14 protein-coding genes are annotated in these 18595 nt (G+C 71.5%); 8 read left to right on the top strand and 6 right to left on the bottom strand.

Annotated features, from left to right (window positions below):
* Positions 1 to 87: 87 nt before the first annotated feature.
* From ABZU72_RS13705 to ABZU72_RS13680, 6 genes are all read right to left on the bottom strand, one after another.
* Positions 88 to 1389, bottom strand: a complete 1302-nt coding sequence (locus tag ABZU72_RS13705) for a guanine deaminase (protein WP_355019400.1) — start codon at positions 1387 to 1389, stop codon at positions 88 to 90.
* 8 nt (positions 1390 to 1397) lie between these two features.
* Positions 1398 to 2225 (bottom strand): xanthine dehydrogenase accessory protein XdhC, encoded by an 828-nt coding sequence (xdhC, locus tag ABZU72_RS13700; protein ID WP_355019399.1) that lies wholly within the window; start codon positions 2223 to 2225, stop codon positions 1398 to 1400.
* Between the two features lie 4 nt (positions 2226 to 2229).
* Positions 2230 to 4614: a xanthine dehydrogenase molybdopterin binding subunit gene (xdhB, locus tag ABZU72_RS13695; protein ID WP_355019398.1), complete on the bottom strand. Its 2385-nt coding sequence runs from the start codon at positions 4612 to 4614 to the stop codon at positions 2230 to 2232.
* Complete coding sequence (locus ABZU72_RS13690) at positions 4611 to 6080, bottom strand: FAD binding domain-containing protein (protein WP_355019397.1); 1470 nt, start codon at positions 6078 to 6080, stop codon at positions 4611 to 4613. The genes xdhB and ABZU72_RS13690 overlap by 4 nt, the downstream gene beginning before the upstream one ends.
* Positions 6077 to 8032, bottom strand: coding sequence for a 2-oxo-4-hydroxy-4-carboxy-5-ureidoimidazoline decarboxylase (gene uraD / locus ABZU72_RS13685; protein ID WP_355019396.1), 1956 nt, complete (start codon positions 8030 to 8032; stop codon positions 6077 to 6079). The genes ABZU72_RS13690 and uraD overlap by 4 nt, the downstream gene beginning before the upstream one ends.
* A gap of 305 nt (positions 8033 to 8337) precedes the next feature.
* Positions 8338 to 9870: a helix-turn-helix domain-containing protein gene (locus ABZU72_RS13680; RefSeq protein WP_355019395.1), complete on the bottom strand. Its 1533-nt coding sequence runs from the start codon at positions 9868 to 9870 to the stop codon at positions 8338 to 8340.
* A gap of 199 nt (positions 9871 to 10069) precedes the next feature.
* Here ABZU72_RS13680 and ABZU72_RS13675 point away from each other — a divergent pair, with 199 nt between their 5' ends.
* Genes ABZU72_RS13675 through ABZU72_RS13640 form a run of 8 tightly spaced genes read left to right on the top strand, consistent with a single transcriptional unit; the run spans position 10070 to position 18529 of the window.
* On the top strand, positions 10070 to 10909 hold the full coding sequence (locus ABZU72_RS13675) for a TIM barrel protein (RefSeq protein ID WP_355019394.1): 840 nt from the start codon (positions 10070 to 10072) through the stop codon (positions 10907 to 10909).
* A gap of 23 nt (positions 10910 to 10932) precedes the next feature.
* The gene (locus ABZU72_RS13670; RefSeq protein WP_355019393.1) at positions 10933 to 11826 is read left to right on the top strand and encodes a 2-hydroxy-3-oxopropionate reductase; all 894 of its coding nucleotides are present in this window, start codon (positions 10933 to 10935) and stop codon (positions 11824 to 11826) included.
* A 1-nt stretch (position 11827) separates the two neighbouring features.
* Positions 11828 to 13603: a glyoxylate carboligase gene (gcl, locus tag ABZU72_RS13665; RefSeq protein ID WP_355019392.1), complete on the top strand. Its 1776-nt coding sequence runs from the start codon at positions 11828 to 11830 to the stop codon at positions 13601 to 13603.
* The gene (locus ABZU72_RS13660; RefSeq protein WP_355019391.1) at positions 13566 to 14741 is read left to right on the top strand and encodes a glycerate kinase; all 1176 of its coding nucleotides are present in this window, start codon (positions 13566 to 13568) and stop codon (positions 14739 to 14741) included. The genes gcl and ABZU72_RS13660 overlap by 38 nt, the downstream gene beginning before the upstream one ends.
* Positions 14738 to 15610, top strand: coding sequence for a fumarylacetoacetate hydrolase family protein (locus tag ABZU72_RS13655; RefSeq protein ID WP_355019390.1), 873 nt, complete (start codon positions 14738 to 14740; stop codon positions 15608 to 15610). The genes ABZU72_RS13660 and ABZU72_RS13655 overlap by 4 nt, the downstream gene beginning before the upstream one ends.
* A complete protein-coding gene (allB, locus tag ABZU72_RS13650; protein ID WP_355019389.1) occupies positions 15607 to 16965 on the top strand; it encodes an allantoinase AllB in 1359 nt (452 codons plus the stop codon). The genes ABZU72_RS13655 and allB overlap by 4 nt, the downstream gene beginning before the upstream one ends.
* Positions 16962 to 17795 carry a bifunctional allantoicase/(S)-ureidoglycine aminohydrolase gene (locus tag ABZU72_RS13645; protein ID WP_355019388.1) on the top strand — a complete coding sequence of 278 codons (834 nt, stop codon included), beginning with the start codon at positions 16962 to 16964 and terminating at the stop codon, positions 17793 to 17795. Before allB ends, ABZU72_RS13645 begins: the two co-directional genes overlap by 4 nt.
* Positions 17795 to 18529 (top strand): SDR family oxidoreductase, encoded by a 735-nt coding sequence (locus tag ABZU72_RS13640; protein ID WP_355019387.1) that lies wholly within the window; start codon positions 17795 to 17797, stop codon positions 18527 to 18529. Before ABZU72_RS13645 ends, ABZU72_RS13640 begins: the two co-directional genes overlap by 1 nt.
* The last annotated feature ends 66 nt before the right edge of the window (positions 18530 to 18595 follow it).

Raw genomic sequence — 18595 nt, 5'->3', positions numbered from 1 at the left:
CCTGAAAACCCGCCGAGTCGGCTCGTCATAACGAGCCGACTCGGCGTGATTTTCGTCGGGATGCGCCGACTCGGCCTCGGGGGAGGGTCAGCCCACGAGGTGAGGGTCGGGGGCGTTGACGAGCTCGCCCTCGATCCAGACGCTGCGGACGTCGGCGGGGGTGCCGAGGGCGAACATCTTGGCCAGGGCGTCGCCGGGGTCGGCGGCGTGGGTGAGGCCGACGTCGAGGGGTGTGCTCGTGGCCGGCTTGATCCACTGGGCGTCGAAGCGGCGGCCGACGCAGAAGTCGCCGACCGCGGCCCCCAGGCCGAGTGCCTCGGCGCCGGCACGGGTGGCCAGGTGGAGGAGGTGGGCGGGGGTGAGTGGGTGGCCCTGGTCGCCGAGGAGCTGCTGGGCGACGTACGCACTCAGGCCCTCCTTGAGCAGGGAGAACCCGGTGCCGGCGCCTACGTCGGAGCCCATCGCCACCCGCACCCCGTGGGCGCGGTGGCGGGCCAGCGGGAACAGGCCACTGCCGAGGGCGGCGTTGCTGGAGGGGCAGTGCGCGACGGCGGCGCCGCGGGCGGCCAACAGGGCGAGCTCGGGGTCGGTCGGGTGCACGTTGTGCGCCAGGACGGTGCCGGGGCCGACCAGGCCGTGCCGGTCGTAGGAGGTCACGTAGTCGCAGCCGAAGAGCGCCTCGACGGTCTCGATCTCGCGGGTGTTCTCGTTGACGTGAGAGGTCAGCATCGCCCCCGGCACGGCACGGAGTACGTCGGCGCAGGCCGCGAGCAACGGGTCGGAGCACGACAGCGAGAACCGCGGCGTCACGGCGTAGCGTGCCCGGCCGACGCCGTGCCAGCGGGCCGCGAGGGCAAGAGACTCCTCGCGGGCCCGGTCCGGGTCGGTGAACAGGTCCTCGCGGATGAGCCGGTCGCTGACCACGAGGCCGCTGGTGATCCGCAGCCCGACGCGGGCGGCCTCGGCGAAGACCGTGTCGACCGCGGGCGCGAAGTGGCTGCCGAAGACCAGTGCCGTGGTGGTGCCCGCACCGACCAGGCCGCGGACGAAGTCGCTGGCCACGCCCTCGGCGTAGGCCGGGTCGGCCAGGCGCGCCTCCTCGGGGAGGGCGGTCTGGTCGAGCCAGTCGAGCAGTGGCATGCCGAGGCCGCCGATGACGCGTACCTGCGGGAAGTGCACGTGGGTGTCGACGAATCCGGGCAGCACGAAGCCGCCGGAGAGGTCGACGACGTCCTCCTGGGGGTGCTGACGGTGCAGGTCGGCGTAGCTACCGCGGGCGCGGATCACACCGTCGCGTACGAGCATGGCACCGTCCTGCTCGGCGCGGAGCCGACCGCCGGTGAAGGGGTCGTCGGGCGTGTCGAGGAAGGTTCCTCGGAAGAGCGTCATCGTGGGGTTCACCTTGGTTGTTGTTCGGTTGATGCGGGTTCGCCCGCGAAGATCTGGAGCAGCCGGGCCGCGACGCTGACAGCGATCGTGGCCGGTTCCTTGCCGCCGAGATCGGGAAGTCCGATGGGTGTGGTGATGCGGGCGATCGCCTCGAGGGCGTGGCCCTCGTCGGCGAGCTTGGCCCGGAACCGGCTCCACTTGGCGCTCGAGCCGATCAGCCCGATCGACGCCAGATGCCCGGCGCGCAGCGCAGCGTCGCAGAGCGCGGCGTCCTCGGCGTGGTCATGGGTCATGACCAGGACGTGGGTGCCCTCGGGCAGCTCGCCGATGACGAGCTCGGGCAGTACCGGCACCTGGTGGACGTGGATGCCGGCGACGGCGTCGTCCAGCCCCCGCAGCTGCTCCGGCTCGAGCTGGGCGGTGCGGGAGTCGACCAGGTGCAGCTCGAGATCGTGGCGGGCGAGGATGCGCGCCAGCTCGAGCCCGACGTGGCCCATCCCGAAGATGGCCACGGACGGTACGACGGGCAGCGGCTCGAGCAGCAGCTCGACCTCACCACCACAGCACTGCACACCGTGCTGGTAGGGCGCCTTGTCGGAGAGCGACACCTTCAGGGTCTCCGGCACCGCACGGTCCTCGCTGAGCATCGCGCGAGCACGCTCGATCGCGACCGCCTCGAGGTTGCCGCCACCGACGGTGGCCCAGGTGCGGTCGGCAGAGACGACCATCTTCGCCCCGGCCTCGCGCGGCGAATGACCGCGTACGGACGTCAGGGTCACCAGTACGCCGGGGATCCGCTGCTCGCGCAGCCGCTGGACGGCCTTCAGCCACTCCATGTCGTCACCTCCCGCTCACCAGGGCAGGCTCGGCACCGATGTCGCTGGGTGCGGGGGCCTGGGGCGTACGTGCTTTGTCGAGCGCCCAGAAGACCGCCTCCGGCGTCGCCGGGGAGGCCAGGTCGACGCTGATGCCGGCCGGACCGAACGCGGCGGCCGCCTCGCGCAGCGCCTCGCGTACGGAGAAGGCGAGCATCAGCGGAGGCTCCCCGACGGCCTTGGAGCCGTAGACGGCACCCTCCTCGTGGGCCTTCTCGAGCAGCTTCACCCGGAAGTCCTCGGGCATCTCGGAGAAGCTCGGCAGCTTGTAGGTGCTCGCCGCCTGCGTCGCCAGCCGGCCCCGGTTGGGTCCGTCGGAGGTGTCCCAGCGCAGGTCCTCGAGGGTCAGCCAGCCGGCGCCCTGCACGAAGCCGCCCTCGATCTGGCCGATGTCGATCAGCGGGCTCAGGCTGTCGCCGACGTCGTGGACGATGTCGACGCGCCGCAGCGTGTAGGCACCGGTGAAGCCGTCGACCTCGACCTCGGACGCCGCGACCCCGTTGGCGAAGTACTTGAACGGCTCGCCCTGCATGACGTTGGGGTCCCAGTGCAGGCCCTCGGTGCGGTAGAAGCCGGCCGCCCACAGCTGCACCCGCTGGTGGTAGGCCACATTGACCAGCTCGTTCCAGCCGATCTCCCCTGAAGCGGGGGAGAGGCCGTGGACGACACCGTCGTCGAAGCGTACGTCGCTGGGGCTGATCCCGAGACGGCCACCGGCGACCTGGGCGAGCCGTTCGCGGATCTGCTCGCAGGCGTTCTTGATCGCGGCCCCGTTGAGGTCGGCGCCGGAGCTGGCCGCGGTCGCCGAGGTGTTCGGGACCTTGTCTGTGCGCGTCGGTGCCAACCGGACCCGGGAAAGCGGCAGGCCGAGCGCGGTGGCCGCCACCTGGAGCATCTTGGTGTGCAGGCCCTGGCCCATCTCGGTGCCGCCGTGGTTGATCAGCACCGAGCCGTCCTTGTAGACGTGCACGAGAGCGCCGGCCTGGTTGAAGGCGGTGAGGTTGAACGAGATGCCGAACTTCACCGGCGTCATCGCCAGGCCCCGCTTGGTGTGCGGATGGACGCGGTTGAACTCCGCGATCTCCGCGCGCCTGCGCGCGATCTCGCCGGACGAGGCGACCTGGTCCCAGCAGGCCGCCAGCCGGTCGGCCTGGCGCACGGGCTGGCCGTAGGGAGTGGTCTGGTCCTGCTGGTAGAAGTTGCGGCGGCGCAGCTCGAGCGGGTCGATGCCGAGCAGTGGCGCGCACCGGCCGAGCAGGTCCTCCATGACGAGCATGCCCTGCGGCCCGCCGAAGCCGCGGAAGGCGGTCTGCGAGGTCTTGTTGGTGCGCGCCACCCGGCCGTCGACACGGATGTCGGGCACCCAGTAGGCGTTGTCGATGTGGCACAGCGCGCGGGCCAGCACCGGCTCGGAGAGGTCGAGGCTCCAGCCGCCGTCGGCGGTGAGGGTGGCCTCGAGGCCGAGGATGTGGCCCTCGTCGTCGAACCCGACGCGCCAGGTGCTGTGGAAGCCGTGGCGCTTGCCGGACATGGTGATGTCCTGGGTGCGGTTGAGGCGCAGTCGCACCGGACGCCCGGTCAGGGTGGCGCCGAGCGCGGCGATGGCCGCGTAGCCGTGCGGCTGCATCTCCTTGCCGCCGAACGCGCCGCCCATCCGCAGGCACTGGACGGTGACCTCGTGGCTCGGGACGCCGAGTACGTGGGCGACGATCTCCTGGGTCTCGGAGGGGTGCTGGGTGCTGCTGTGCACCAGCACCTGGCCACCCTCGTCGACCAGGGCGAGGGAGACGTGGGTCTCGAGGTAGAAGTGCTCCTGGCCGGCGAACTCGAACTCACCCTCGAAGACGTGGGCGGCGTTCTCCAGTGCCGCCGTGACGTCGCCGCGCTCGAGGTTGCGCGGGGTGCCCTGGAAGCTCTCCGCCGCGATCGCCTCGGTCACGGTGACCAGGGAGGGCAGCGGCTCGTAGTCGACCTCGACCGCGGCCGCGCCCAGCCGGGCGGCCTCCTGGGTCTCGCCGAGCACCCAGCACACCGCGTGGCCGTGGAACATCACCTCGGTCGGGAAGAGCGGCTCGTCGTGCTTGACGCCCGCGTCGTTGATGCCGGGTACGTCGTCGGCGGTGAGCACGCGGACGACCCCCGGGACCGCGTACGCCGGTTCGGTGCGAAGCGCGGTGACCAGGGCGTGCGTGTGCGGGGCCTGGACCGGCCAGGCGTGCAGCGTGCCGGCGATCCGCCCGACCAGGTCGTCGGTGTAGAGCGCCTCGCCGGTGACGTGCAGCGCGGCGCTCTCGTGGGGCAGCGGGATCCCGACGATCGGGTTCGCGGGGCGTTCGGACAGGGCGCTCATGCCGGCACCTCCTGACGGTCGGTGTGGGTCTCGGGGTGGGTGTGGAACAGGCGCAGCAGGGACTGGCCCAGCATCGCCGAGCGATAGGACGCACTGGCGCGGTGGTCGTCCATCGGTGTGCCCTCACCGGCGAGGACGGCCGCGGCGCGGCGTACGGTCTCCTCGGTCCAGGGCCGGCCGACCAGGGCGTCCTCGGTGGCGACGGCTCGCAGCGGGGTGGCCGCGACGCCGCCCAGGCCGATCCGGGCGCGGGCCACGGTGCCGTCGACGATCTCGAGCGCGTAGCCCACGGCCACGCTGGAGATGTCGTCGAAGCGGCGCTTGGCGATCTTGTGGAAGCCGACGAGCGGGGCCAGCGGCAGCGGGAGCCGCACGCTGCGGATCAGCTCGTCCGCGGCCCGGACCGTCTCGCGATAGCCGGTGAAGTAGTCGGCCAGCGGTACGACCCGCTCGCCGCGGGGCGAGGCCAGGACGATCTCGGCATCGAGCGCCAGCAGCGCCGGCGGGGCGTCGCCGATGGGAGAGGCCGTGCCGATGTTGCCGCCGATCGTCGCGCCGTTGCGGATCAGGCGCGAGGCGAACTGCGGGAACAGTTCGGCCAGGAGCGGGACCCGACCGTCGAGGCGGCGCTCGATCTCGGTCAGGGTGAGCGCGGCGCCGATCTCGATCGTGTCGTCGCCGACCGTGAGCGAGCGGAGCTCGGGCAGCCGGTCCACCGCCACGACCAGCGGTGCACGGCGGCCGCGGATGTTGACCTCCACGCCCCAGTCGGTCGAACCGGCCACGACCTGCGCCTCCGGCCGCTCGGTGAGCAGGGTGAGGGTCTCGGCAAGGGTCGCGGGACGTACGAACTCGGCGCCGTCGACGGCGATCTTGGTCGGGCGCGGGGCGGGCGGCGGTGCCTGGCGGCGGGCCGCGAGGGCGTCGTCCTCGTCAGGTGCGCCCAGGGCGTACGCCGCGTCGCGGATCGGGCGATAGCCGGTGCAGCGGCACAGGTTGCCGCTCAGGGCGTGCAGGTCGACCCCGTTCGGGCCGTGCTCGTGATCGCAGGGCTCGGCCTCGGCGTCGGCGGCACGTCCGGGGCGGTAGAACTCCGCGGCCAGGCTGCAGACGAACCCGGGGGTGCAGTAGCCGCACTGCGACCCGCCGCGTACGGCGATCTCCTGCTGGACCGGGTGGAGGTCGCTGCTGGTGCCGAGGCCCTCGCTGGTGACCAGTTCCTGGCCGTCGAGCGCGGCGACCGGGACCAGGCAGGCGTTGACGGCGGTCCACTCGGTCGCGGTGTCGGTGCCGGGGCGGGCGACCAGCACCGAGCAGGCGCCGCACTCGCCCTCGGCGCAGCCCTCCTTGGCGCCGGTGAGGCCGCGGCCGCGCAGCCAGTCGAGGGCGGTGGTGTGGGTGGCGACCCCGGTCAGGGGCACCTGGTCCCCGTTGACCGTGACACAGGGGGCGCTGGTTGTGGTCATGACTGGCTCCGGATCGGCTTGCGGGTGCGGGCGCTGTGGATCGGGTTGGCGTCACGCAGGAAGTCGTCGAAGCGGTGGCCGGCGATCTTGGCGATCTCGATCAGCGCGGCGGCGTGCTCCTGCCGTTCGCAGTTGCCGAGCCGCGACCGGCCCTCGGCGAGGATCCGGTCGAGCGAGTCGGTGTCGCGTACGGAGATGACCAGCGGGAAGCCGAACCGCTCGTGGTAGGCGTCGGTGAGCGAGGCCAGCGTCTCCTGGTCCGGCTCGGCCAGGTGGGTCAGGCCGCGCGAGGACTGGTCGCGCAGCGACTCCTCGCCGACCATCCCGTCCGAGACCAGCCGCGAACCCAGCTCGGGGTAGGCCTCGATCAGCTCGCGCTGCTCCTCGACGGAGCCGCTGAAGAGGGCGTCCTGGAAGGCGCGACGCAGGGCGTGCGTGTCGGCGAACGGGCGCTGCTCCCAGGCCCGCTCCACCATCCACCGCGGGCCCTGGAAGAGCCCGTCGAACGTCTCCACGAACTCCGTACGTCCCATCTGGTTGACCTGGTCGAGCCGGACGCCCTCGCCCGGCTGGCCGGCGACGGCGGGGCCGTAGTCCGGACCGACGTGGTGGAACAGGACGTTGAGCAGGATCGCGGTGAGGCTGCCGAGGGTGATGCCGCTGCCGAAGATGATCTCGGCCCAGTCCGGGACGGCCTGGGCGACCTCGGGCTGCGCGGTGACGTACATCGCCAGGCCGACGCTGGTCGCCACGATCACCACGTTGCGGTGGTCGTGGAAGTCGACCTTGCTGAGCGTCTGGAAGCCGACCACCGCGACCGTCGCGAACATGGCCAGGGCGGCGCCGCCGAGGACCGGGTGCGGAATGCCGGCCACGATCGCGCCGACCTTCGGGAGGAGTCCGATGAACACCATGATCAGGCCGGCCGTGGCGACGACCCAGCGGCTCTTGACCCGGGTCAGCCGGACGAGGCCGACGTTCTCGGCGAAGCAGGTGTAGGGGAAGGAGTTGAAGACGCCGCCGATGGTGGTGGCCAGGCCGTCGGCGCGCAGGGCGCGGGCGATGTCTCTGCGGCCGATCCGCTTCTCGACGATCTCGCCGGTGGCGAAGACGTCACCGGTGGTCTCGACGGCGGTGATCAGCATGACGACGATCATCGACACGATCGCGGCGGCGGAGAACTGTGGCCAGCCGAAGTGGAACGGGGTGGTCACCCCGACCCAGTCGGAGCCGGCGACCGCGTCGAAGTGGGCGTCCCCGAGGGCCCAGGCGACCAGGGTGCCGACGACCAGGCCGACGAGCACGGCGACGGTGGCCATGAAGCCCTTGAACACCCGCTGGATGATCACGATCAGGGCCAGGGTGCCCAGGGCGTACGCCAGGTTGCGCCCGCTGGTGGGGTCCGAGGTCGGGCCGGCGCCACCGGTCGCGTCCGCGGCCGCGACGGGGAGCAGCGCGATGCCGATGATGGTGATCACCGAGCCGGTCACGACGGGCGGGAAGAACCGGATCAGCCGGCTGAAGTAGGGGGCGATGAAGAAGGTCGCCAGACCGGCGACGATCACCGCGCCGTAGATGACGAGCAGCCCGTCGGTGCCGCCGCCCGCCGCGAGCCCGATCGCGATCATCGGCGAGACGGCGGTGAAGGTGACACCCTGCAGCAGCGGCAGGCGTACGCCGACCTTCCAGAAGCCGACCGACTGGATGATCGAGGCGATGCCGCAGGTGAACAGGTCGGCGTTGATCAGGTGGATCAACTCCTGCTGGTTCAACCCGATCGCGTTGGCGAGCAGGATCGGGACGATCACCGCCCCGGCGTAGAACGCGAGCACGTGCTGGAGCCCGTAGACGGCGAGCTTGGGCGCCGGGAGCACCTCGTCGACGGGGTGAACGGGGCGGCCACCGTCCTTCTTCTGGGGCCGGATCGACCTCAGCACTGCTCTTGCGTTCATCCTCACACCTTTCTCGGGGGAGCCCTGGTGGGCAGGTGAGCTGTGACTTACCCCACAGCCTGGTCCGTCGAGGCCCCGAGCGGCACCCGCCGATCATCCGAAGATGAGGTCACCGCGGATACGGCCTTTGTGTGATGCTCCAGAATGACGTACGGCCGGTTTCCGTGTGGTTTCCGTGGCGTGAAACACGGCTCCGGGATCGGCTGTAACACGCTGTTCGTAGGACTTTCCGGTCGTTCCAATAGGGCGAGTAGTCCTACGAACGACGTGTTACACGGCGGCGGCCCAGCGCGTTGCAGGCTGGTTCACAGCGATCTGAGGGCGAGGAAGACATCGACCCGGTCCTCCATCGTGGTCAGGTCGCGGCCGGTCAGCTCCTCGACCCGGGAGATCCGGTAGCGCACGCTGTTGACGTGGAGATGGAGCGACTCGGCCGTACGCGTCCACGACCCGGCGTACGTCAGGAACCGGTCGAGCGTCGGCACCAGGTCGCTGCCGGTGCGCTGGTCGTGATCGAGGACGGGGCCGAGGACGCGCTGCGCGTAGGTGCGGCGGATGTCGTCGGGGACCGTGGCGAGCAGGAGTACGTGAGAAGTGACCTCCTCCGAGCTGGACAGCGCCACCGCGCCGCCGCCGGAGCGGGCGACCCGGTGCGCGAACCGGGCCTCCTCGAGCGCGCCGGCCAGCGCGTCGACGCCGCTCTCGCCGCTCAGCCCGACCGACAGCGAGCCGCGGACCAGAGCCGGCGCCAGCCGGGTGAGCGAGCGGCGCAGCTGGTCGGTGAGGTCCGGGCGGGCCGGGAGGAAGGCGACGGCACAACCGTCCCGCGCGCTCGCGACCACGGACGGCCCCAGGCCGAGGGCCACGTCCTCGAGCACCGCGGCCACCGCGTCCGGCGGGCCACCTGGCCCGAGCTCGGCCACGGCGAGCACCAGCGGCCGCTCCGGATCGAGCCCGGACTGGCGTAGCCCGGTCGCGATCTCGGCAGGTGAGGCACCGGCCTCGAGGTGGGCGAGGGTGGCGGCCGCGAGCGGTCGCCGGACCCGAAATCCCTCGTCGCGCCGCGAGCGGTCCAGTGCGGTGATGGCGCCGAACTCGTGGACCATGTCGAGGTCCTCCCGCGGCCAGGTGGTGTGGTCGCCCTCGACCGCCACGGTCCATCCGGTGAGGCGGTCGGCCAGGCCCGATCCGATGGGGAACAGGGAATAGCTGCGGTCGCCCACCTCGGCCACGGCGGGCAGCAGGTCGGCGGTCAGGAAGCGGCGGGTCAGCGCGTCGACCGTCTCCGGATCGAGCTCCCCGGGTCCCGGTACGACATGGCGTCCGCTCGCGGTGAGCACCCGGCACGCGTGGCCGATCTCGGAGGTCACCCGTGCGGCCAGCTCGTCGAGGCTGCGGCCCGAGGCGATGGCGGAGAGGAGCTGGCGCTGCCGGGCCAAGCTGGCCGACATCCGGGCGCTCGCACCGGCGGCGCCGGCGGCCGCGACGTACTCGGTCACGTCGGCGAACGCCACGTCCCCGGGCACCTCCACCAGGGCGACCTGATGGCGGTGGCAGGCGTCGACGAGGTCGTCGGGAACCGCGCCGAGCAGGGCCGCTCCGGCCAGCAGACACGTCGCGCCGCCCTCCGCGATCGAGGACACGAACGTCTCGCTGTCCTCCGGCCCGCGGCGCCAGACCAGACCGGTGAGCACGAGCTCGCCGCCGTTCAGGTAGCGACCCGGCTCGAGCAGGTCGATCGTGATCGTGCGCCCCACCGGACGCTCGAGCGAGCCCTCGGGCGCGTGCAGGAGTCGCAGGCCCAGGCTGGGCGTATCCAACAGCTCTGCAAGTAGCACGGTGCCTCCACCGGTCGGCCGGTCCAATTCGGCCGCGTCTTGGAGGAACGTACAACGCCCGCGCACGTGCACGGGAGGCCCGTTGTCGTTTCTTCACCACTTTGCGGCCGAGTCCTGCTCGGGGTTGACGTGACTCCGCTCACATCCTTATATTTCGAATGTCAGAAATCAAATTCCGCAATACGGAAGGAACGGTGTGATGAACCACCAGCTCCGGTACGAGGTGAACTGCTCGATCCTGTTCACCGAGCTCCCGCTGCTCGAGCGCCCCGCGGCGGTGAAGGCCGCCGGCTTCGACGCGGTGGAGTTCTGGTGGCCGTTCGCCGAGGCGGTGCCGTCCGACAAGGACGTAGACGCCTTCGTCGCCGCCGTGCAGGACGCCGGGGTGCACCTGGTCGGCCTCAACTTCTTCGCCGGCGACATGCCCGCCGGTGACCGCGGCCTGGTCTCTTGGCCGGCTCGTTCGGCGGAGTTCCGCGACAACATCGACGTCACGATCGGCATCGGTGAGCGGCTCGGCTGCGCCGCACTCAACGCTCTCTACGGCAACCGCGTCGCCGGCGTTGCCCCCGAGGCGCAGGACGAGCTCGGCGCCGAGAACCTCGCGCTGGCCGCCCGCGCGGCCGCCCGGATCGGCGGCACCGTGCTGGTCGAGCCGGTCAGCGGTGCCGATCGCTATCCGCTGCTCACCGCCGCCGACGCGATCGCGGCGATCGACCGAGCCGGCGAGGCCAACATCGGCCTGCTCGCCGACCTCTACCACCTCGCCGTGAACGGCGACGACGTCGACGCGGTGATCGCTGCGTACGCCGCTCGCATCGCCCACGTACAGATCGCCGACGCCCCGGGCCGCAACGAACCCGGCACCGGCGAGCTCCCGCTCGAGCGGCAGCTCGCCGCGCTCGAGGCGGCCGGGTACGCCGGCTGGGTCGGGCTGGAGTACAAGCCCGCCACGACCTCGGCCGAGAGCTTCGACTGGCTGCCGCGAGATCGCCGCGCCACCGCCACCGCCACCGCCACCGCCACCGCCACCCACTGACGACCCCCGTAGGAGGGAACATCATGACCAACATCGCCTTCATCGGCCTCGGCATCATGGGCAGCCCGATGGCCGCCCACCTCGTCGACGCCGGTCACACCGTCGCCGGCTTCGACCACAGCCCCGAGCGCACCCAGGCACTGGCCACCGCGGGCGGCCGTGCGGCGACCTCGACCGCGGAGGCCTGTCGCGACGCCGACGTCGTCTGCGTCATGGTCCCGGACTCGCCCCACGTCGAAGAGGTCCTCGCCGCCGAGGGCGGGGTCTTCGAGACCGCCCCGGCCGGCGCGCTGATCATCGACTTCTCCAGCATCCGGCCGGACGTGAGCGCCGCGCTCGCCGAGCAGGCCACGGCGCGTGGCTTCCGCATCCTCGACGCCCCGGTCTCCGGTGGCGAGGCGGGCGCGAAGAACGCGGCCCTCTCGATCATGGTCGGCGGTGAAGCCAACGACTTCGCCACCGCGAAGCCGCTCTTCGACGTCGTGGGCAAGACCATCGTCCACGTCGGCCCGAGCGGCGCCGGCCAGACGGTCAAGGCAGCCAACCAGCTCATCGTCGCCGCCAACATCCAGGCGCTCTCGGAGGCGGTCGTCTTCCTCGAGGCGTACGGCGTGGACACGAAGGCCGCCCTCGAGGTGCTCGGTGGCGGGCTCGCCGGCTCGAGCGTGCTCAACCAGAAGAAGGAGAACATGCTCACCCGCTCCTTCCAGCCCGGCTTCCGGATCGACCTGCACCACAAGGACATGGGGATCGTCACCGCCGCTGCCCGCGAGGCCGGCGTCGTGGTCCCGCTCGGCTCGCTGGTCGCCCAGTTGATGGCGAGCGCGCGGGCCAACGGCGACGGCGGCCTGGACCATTCCGCCCTGCTGCGTGGCGTCGAGCGCCTGAGCGGCTCGGGCAGCAAGGGGGAGAACTGACATGGCACGCATGCGCGCGGTCGACGCCGCTGTCCTGATCCTGGAGAAGGAGGGCGCGACCCAACTGTTCGGCCTCCCGGGTGCCGCGATCAACCCGTTCTACAGCGCGATGCGCAAGCACGGCGGGCTCCAGCACGTGCTCGCCCGCCACGTCGAGGCGGCCTCGCACATGGCCGAGGGTTACACCCGAGCGAAGGCCGGCAACATCGGCGTCTGCATCGGCACCTCCGGTCCCGCCGGCACCGACATGATCACCGGGCTCTACTCGGCCTCCGCCGACTCGATCCCGATCCTGTGCATCACCGGCCAGGCTCCGGTCGCGAAGCTCCACAAGGAGGACTTCCAGGCGGTCGACATCGCCTCCATCGCCGGACCGCTCACCAAGATGGCGGTCACCGTGATGGAGCCCGCCCAGGTCCCGGGCACCTTCCAGAAGGCCTTCCGGCTGATGCGCGAGGGCCGTCCCGGCCCGGTCCTGATCGACCTGCCGCTGGACGTCCAGCAGGCCGAGATCGACTTCGATATCGAGACGTACGAGCCCTTGCCGATCGCCAGGCCGGCGGCCAGCCGTGCCCAGGCCGAGAAGGCGCTGGCGATGATGCTCGAGGCGGAGCGCCCGCTGATCGTCGCGGGCGGTGGCGTCATCAACGCCGACGCCGCCGACCTGCTCGTCGAGCTCGCCGAGGTCACCGGGGTTCCCGTCGTCCCCACGCTCATGGGCTGGGGCACGATCCCGGACGACCACACGCTCAACGCGGGCATGGTGGGGCTGCAGACCTCCCACCGCTACGGCAACGCGACCATGCTGGCCAGCGACTTCGTGCTCGGCATCGGCAACCGGTGGGCCAACCGCCACACCGGCTCGGTCGAGACCTACACCCGCGGACGTACGTTCGTGCACATCGACATCGAGCCGACCCAGATCGGCCGGGTCTTCGCGGCGGACTACTCGATCGTCTCCGACGCCCGCGCGGCGCTCGAGGTGCTGGTTGAGGTCGCGAAGGAGTGGGCGGCGGACGGACGCGTCGCTGACCGGACCGCCTGGGCCGAGGAGTGTGCCGAGCGCAAGGGGACCCTGCAGCGCAAGACCCACTTCGACAACGTCCCGATCAAGCCGCAGCGGGTCTACGAGGAGATGAACCGGGCCTTCGGCTCCGGCACCCGCTACGTCACCACGATCGGTCTGTCCCAGATCCAGGCGGCCCAGCTGCTGCACGTCTACAAGCCGCGGCACTGGATCAACGCCGGCCAGGCCGGCCCGCTCGGCTGGACCCTGCCGGCCGCCCTGGGGGTCGCGACCGCCGTCCCCGACGGCCAGGTCGTCGCGCTCTCGGGCGATTACGACTTCCAGTTCCTGATCGAGGAGCTGGCGGTCGGCGCCCAGTTCAACATCCCCTACATCCACGTGGTCGTGAACAACTCCTACCTCGGCCTGATCCGCCAGGCCCAGCGTGGGTTCGAGATGGACTACTGCGTCGAGCTCGCCTTCGACAACGTCAACAGCCCAGAGCTCGAGGGCTACGGCGTCGACCACCTCAAGGTCGCCGAAGGCCTGGGCTGCAAGGCGATCCGGGTGACCGATCCTGCCGATCTCGGTGCCGCCTTCGAGAAGGCCAAGGCCCTGATGGCCGAATACCGCGTGCCGGTGCTGGTCGAGGTGATCCTCGAGCGCGTCACCAACGTCTCGATGGGCGTCGAGATCGACGGCGTCGTCGAGTTCGAGGAGCTGGCCGAGCGTGGTGAGCACGCCCCGACCGCGCTCGTCCCGCTGGACTGATCGCCTCATGGTCCGCGTGCTGGTCGCCTCCGACAAGTTCAAGGGATCGCTCACCGCTGCCGAGGTCGCGGCGGCGGTGAGCGCCGGGATCCGCCGGGGGAGTGCCGGTGTGGTCGTCGACACGATCCCGGTCGCCGACGGTGGCGACGGCACCCTGGCGGCGGCCGAGTCCGCCGGGTTCGTCCTCGTGCCGGTCCGCGTGGCCGGGCCGACGGGAGAGCCGGTCGAGACCGCGTACGCCCGTCGCGGCGCAGCCGCGGTCGTCGAGCTCGCCGACGCTTCCGGGTTGGCGCGGCTGCCGGGTGTGCCGGATCCGATGCGGGCCTCCAGCCTCGGGGCCGGGCAGGCGATGGCGGCCGCGATCGATGCGGGCTGTCGCCGGATCGTGCTCGGGATCGGCGGCAGCGCCAGCACCGACGGGGGAGCGGGTCTGCTCTGCGGGCTCGGCGCCAGGCTGTTCACCGTCGCCGGGAAACCGGTGGGTCCAGGCGGAGCCGGGCTCGAGGAGGTCGCCCGGATCGAGGTCGACGAGCTGCGGCGGCGCCTCGACGGGGTCTCGGTCACGGTCGCGTGCGACGTCGACAACCCGCTCACCGGCCCTACCGGGGCGGCCGCGGTCTACGGCCCGCAGAAAGGGGCCGATGCGGACCAGGTACGACGGCTGGACGCCGCGCTCGGCCGCTGGGCATCTCTCGTGGCGTCGTTCACCGGGTCCGATCTCCGTGGTCAGCCCGGCGCCGGAGCGGCCGGCGGTGTCGGCTTCGCCGCACTCGCCCTGCTGGGCGCGGAGCTGCGATCGGGCATCGAGCTCGTGCTCGAGCTGGTCGACTTCGCCGTCGGGTTGGACGGGGCGGACCTCGTCGTCACCGGCGAGGGCGCGCTCGACGAGCAGACCCTCAACGGAAAGGCCCCGGCCGGCGTCGCCGCCGCGGCCGCGCGCGCCGGTGTCCCGGTCGTGGCGGTCTGCGGGGTCAACCATCTCGACCACGACCGGCTGCGAGCGGCCGGGATCGGCGCTGCGTACGCCTTGACGGACATCGAGCCCGACCGGCAACGCTGCCTGACCGAGGGCGCCGCCCTGCTCGAGCAGATCGCCGAGCGGATCGCCGCCGACCATCTCATCAAGGAGGACGCATGAGGCTACTGAGTGTGGGTCCGCCGGGCCAGGAGCGCCCCGCGGCCCTCGACGACCAGGACATACTGCGCGATCTGTCGGCCATCGTGCCGGCGATCGACGGCGACCTGCTCGGCGACACGGTGCGGCTCAAGTTGATCCAAGACTTGATCGCCTCGGGCAACCTGCCCGTCGTCGCCGGCGGTACCCGGATCGGGCCGCCGATTGCCCGGCCGGGCAAGGTCATCGGGATCGGGCTCAACTACGAGGACCATGCGGAGGAGGCCGGCGTCGCCATCCCGGACGAGCCGGTCGTGTTCCTCAAGCCCTCGACCTCCGTCGTGGGGCCCCACGACGCGATCGAACTGCCGCCGGGATCGACGACGACCGACTACGAGGTCGAGCTGGGCGTGGTGATCGGGCGCCGGCTGTCCCGGTGCAGAGACCCGCGGCAGGCCCTGGCCGCGGTCGGCGGCTACCTCACGGCCGACGACGTCAGCGAGCGTGCGCGGATCGCGGCCGGGCCGACGTGGGCCAAGGGGAAGTGTGCCGACACCTTCACCCCCATCGGCCCGTGGCTGGTCACCCCCGACGCCGTCGGCGATCCGCAGGCCCTCGGCCTGGAGCTCTGGGTCGACGGCGAGCGGCGACAGCGAGGGACGACCGCCCGGATGGCCTACGGCGTCGGTGAGCTGCTCGCCTTCCTCAGTACGCTGATGACACTCGAGCCCGGCGACCTGGTGCTGACCGGGACACCTGGCGGGGTCGCAGCGTTGCGGCCCGAGCCCCGGCCCTTCCTGCGGGAGGGGCACGTGGTGGAGGCCGAGGTGACCGGTCTCGGGCGCCAGCGGACGCGGGTGGTGGCAGTCGATGAGGCGGAGGTGAGGGTGTGAGTCGAGATCTCGATGTCGTCATCCGGGCGGCACGGATGGTGACCCCCGAGGGCGAGCGAGCGGGAGTCGTCGGAGTTCGCGACGGCGAGATCGTCGCGGTAGCGCCGATCGCGGAGGACCTGGCCGCGGCCCGGGTGGTCGAGCTCGCCGACGACGAGGTGCTGATGCCCGGCGTCGTCGACGCGCACGTACACGTCAACGACCCGGGTCGGACCGAGTGGGAGGGCTTCGCCTCGGCGACGCGCGCCGCGGCCGCCGGCGGCGTCACCACGATCGTGGACATGCCGCTCAACAGCATCCCGCCCACCTGCGACCTCCCGGCGCTCGACCTCAAGCGCAAGACTGCCGCGAGCCAGGCCTTCGTCGACGTCGGCTTCTGGGGTGGCGCCATCCCCGGCAACGTCGGAGAGCTGCGTACGTTGCACGAGGCCGGGGTCTCCGGCTTCAAGTGCTTCCTGCTGCACTCGGGGGTCGACGAGTTCCCGCCGCTCGACGCCGAGCAGCTCGAGCAGGCGATGCGCGAGATCCACTCCTTCGACGGTCTGCTGATCGTGCACGCCGAGGACGCCCACGCGATCGAGCACGCGCCGGCGGCGGGTGGTGAGGCGTACGAACGCTTCCTGCACAGTCGGCCGCGGGGCGCGGAGAACCTCGCCATCGCCCAGGTGATCGAGCTGGCCCGGTGGACCGGCTGCCGCGTCCACATCCTGCACGTCTCCAGCTCCGACGTGCTCGCGATGCTGGCCTCGGCCCGCCGCGACGGGGTCCCGATCACGGCGGAGACCTGCCCCCACTACCTCACCTTCGCTGCCGAGGAGATCCCCGACGGCGCGACGCAGTACAAGTGCTGCCCGCCGATTCGCGAGGCGAGCAACCGCGAACTGCTCTGGGAGGGCCTGCGCACGGGCGTCATCGACATGGTCGTCACCGACCACTCGCCCTCGACGCCCGACCTGAAGGCCCTCGACACCGGCGACTTCGGGGTCGCCTGGGGCGGCATCTCGTCGCTCCAGCTGGGCCTGTCGGCGGTCTGGACCGAGGCAAGGAGCCGCGGCTTCACACTCACCGACGTCGCCCGCTGGATGTCCGAGGCTCCCGCACGTCATGCCGGGCTCAGCCGCAAGGGGCGGATCGAGGTCGGCCACGACGCCGACTTCTGCGTCCTCGCCCCCGACGACTCCTACGTGGTCGATGCCGCGAAGCTCCATCACAAGAACGCAGTCACGCCCTACCACGGTCGATCGCTCGCAGGCGTCGTCCGCCAGACCTGGCTGCGTGGCGAGAAGATCGACATCGAGGCCGCGCCCCAGGGCCGGCTGCTCAGCAGAGTCACCACAGAAGGAGCCCGACCATGAGCGAACCCCGCTACTACGCCCCGACCGGCGGTCACCCGTCGCAGCGTGAGCTGACCACCGACCGGGCCGTCTTCACCGAGGCGTACGCCGTGCTCCCCCGTGGCACCATGCGCGACATCGTCACCAGCAAGCTCCCGTTCTGGGAGGGCACCCGACTGTGGGTGATCGCCCGGCCGCTCTCGGGGTTCGCCGAGACCTTCTCGCAGTACATCGTCGAGGTCTCGCCCGGCGGCGGCAGCGACAAGCCCGAGCTCGACCCGGGCGCGGAGGGTGTCCTGTTCGTGGTCGAGGGCGCGCTGACGCTCTCGGTCGAGGGCGCGAAGCACGACCTCACCCCCGGCGGCTACGCCTTCCTCCCGCCCGGCTCCACCTGGACGCTGCACAACACCAGCGACCAGGTCGCCCGCTTCCACTGGATCCGCAAGGCCTACCAGCGGGTCGAGGGCATCGACGTGCCGGAACCCTTCGTCACCAACGAGGTCGACGTGCCCGGTGGCGAGATGCCGGGCACCAACGGCGCCTGGAAGACCCAGCGCTTCGTCGACCCCGATGACGTACGCCACGACATGCACGTCAACATCGTCAGCTTCGAGCCGGGCGGCGCGATCCCGTTCCCGGAGACGCACGTGATGGAGCACGGGCTCTACGTCCTCGAGGGCAAGGCCGTCTACCTGCTCAACAAGGACTGGGTGGAGGTGCAGGAGGGCGACTTCATGTGGCTGCGGGCCTTCTGTCCGCAGGCCTGCTACGCCGGTGGTCCCGACCGGTTCCGCTATCTGCTCTACAAGGACGTCAACCGGCACGCCCAGCTGAGCCGGCAGTTCACCTGATGGCGGTCGCGGTCGTCACCGGGGCTGGCTCCGGCCTGGGGAGGGTGATCGCGCAAGCGCTGGACGGCGCCGGCTTCCAGGTCGCGCTCCTCGGCCGCACCCGGTCGTCTCTGGAGGAGACCGCGTCGGTGATGGCACGGTCCCTCGTACTGCCCACGGACGTGGCTTCCGCCGCCGAGGTGTCGGCGGCGTTCGCCGCTGCCGTCGGGATGTGGGGCCGCGTGGACCTGCTGGTCAACAACGCCGGCACCTTCGGGCCGAGTGGCGAGGTCGACGAGATCGCGCCCGAGGAGTTCGCCGCGACCCTGGCCGTCAACGTCACCGGCTCCTTCCTCTGCGCCCGCGAGGCCTTCGCCCAGATGAAGCGGCAGAACCCTCGGGGCGGGCGGATCATCAACAACGGCTCCATCTCCGCGCACGTACCGCGACCGGGCAGCGCCGCCTACACCACCTCCAAGCACGCGATCACCGGTCTCACCCGTGCCCTGGCCCTCGACGGCCGTGCCCACGACATCGCGGTCGGCCAGATCGACATCGGCAACGCCGCCACCGAGATGACCGCCGGCATCGCTGTCGGCGCCCGTCAGGCCGACGGCTCCGTACGCCCCGAGCCGACCTTCGACCCGCAGCACGTCGCCGACGCGGTCGTCGCCATGGCCCAGCTCCCGCTCGGCGTCAGCGTCCCCGCGATGACCATTCTCGCGACCGGGATGCCGTACGCCGGCCGCGGCTGACCCGGTGCCTGGCCAGCTAGGTGAGTTCCGATCAGGGAAACTGAGTAAGAGCAGCTCATACTGTGG

Source organism: Nocardioides sp. NPDC004968 (genome assembly GCF_040608935.1).
Classification (GTDB): Bacteria; Actinomycetota; Actinomycetes; order Propionibacteriales; family Nocardioidaceae; genus Nocardioides.
Note: the sequence above shows the minus strand (reverse complement) of the source record. Positions and strands in the feature narration are given on the sequence as shown.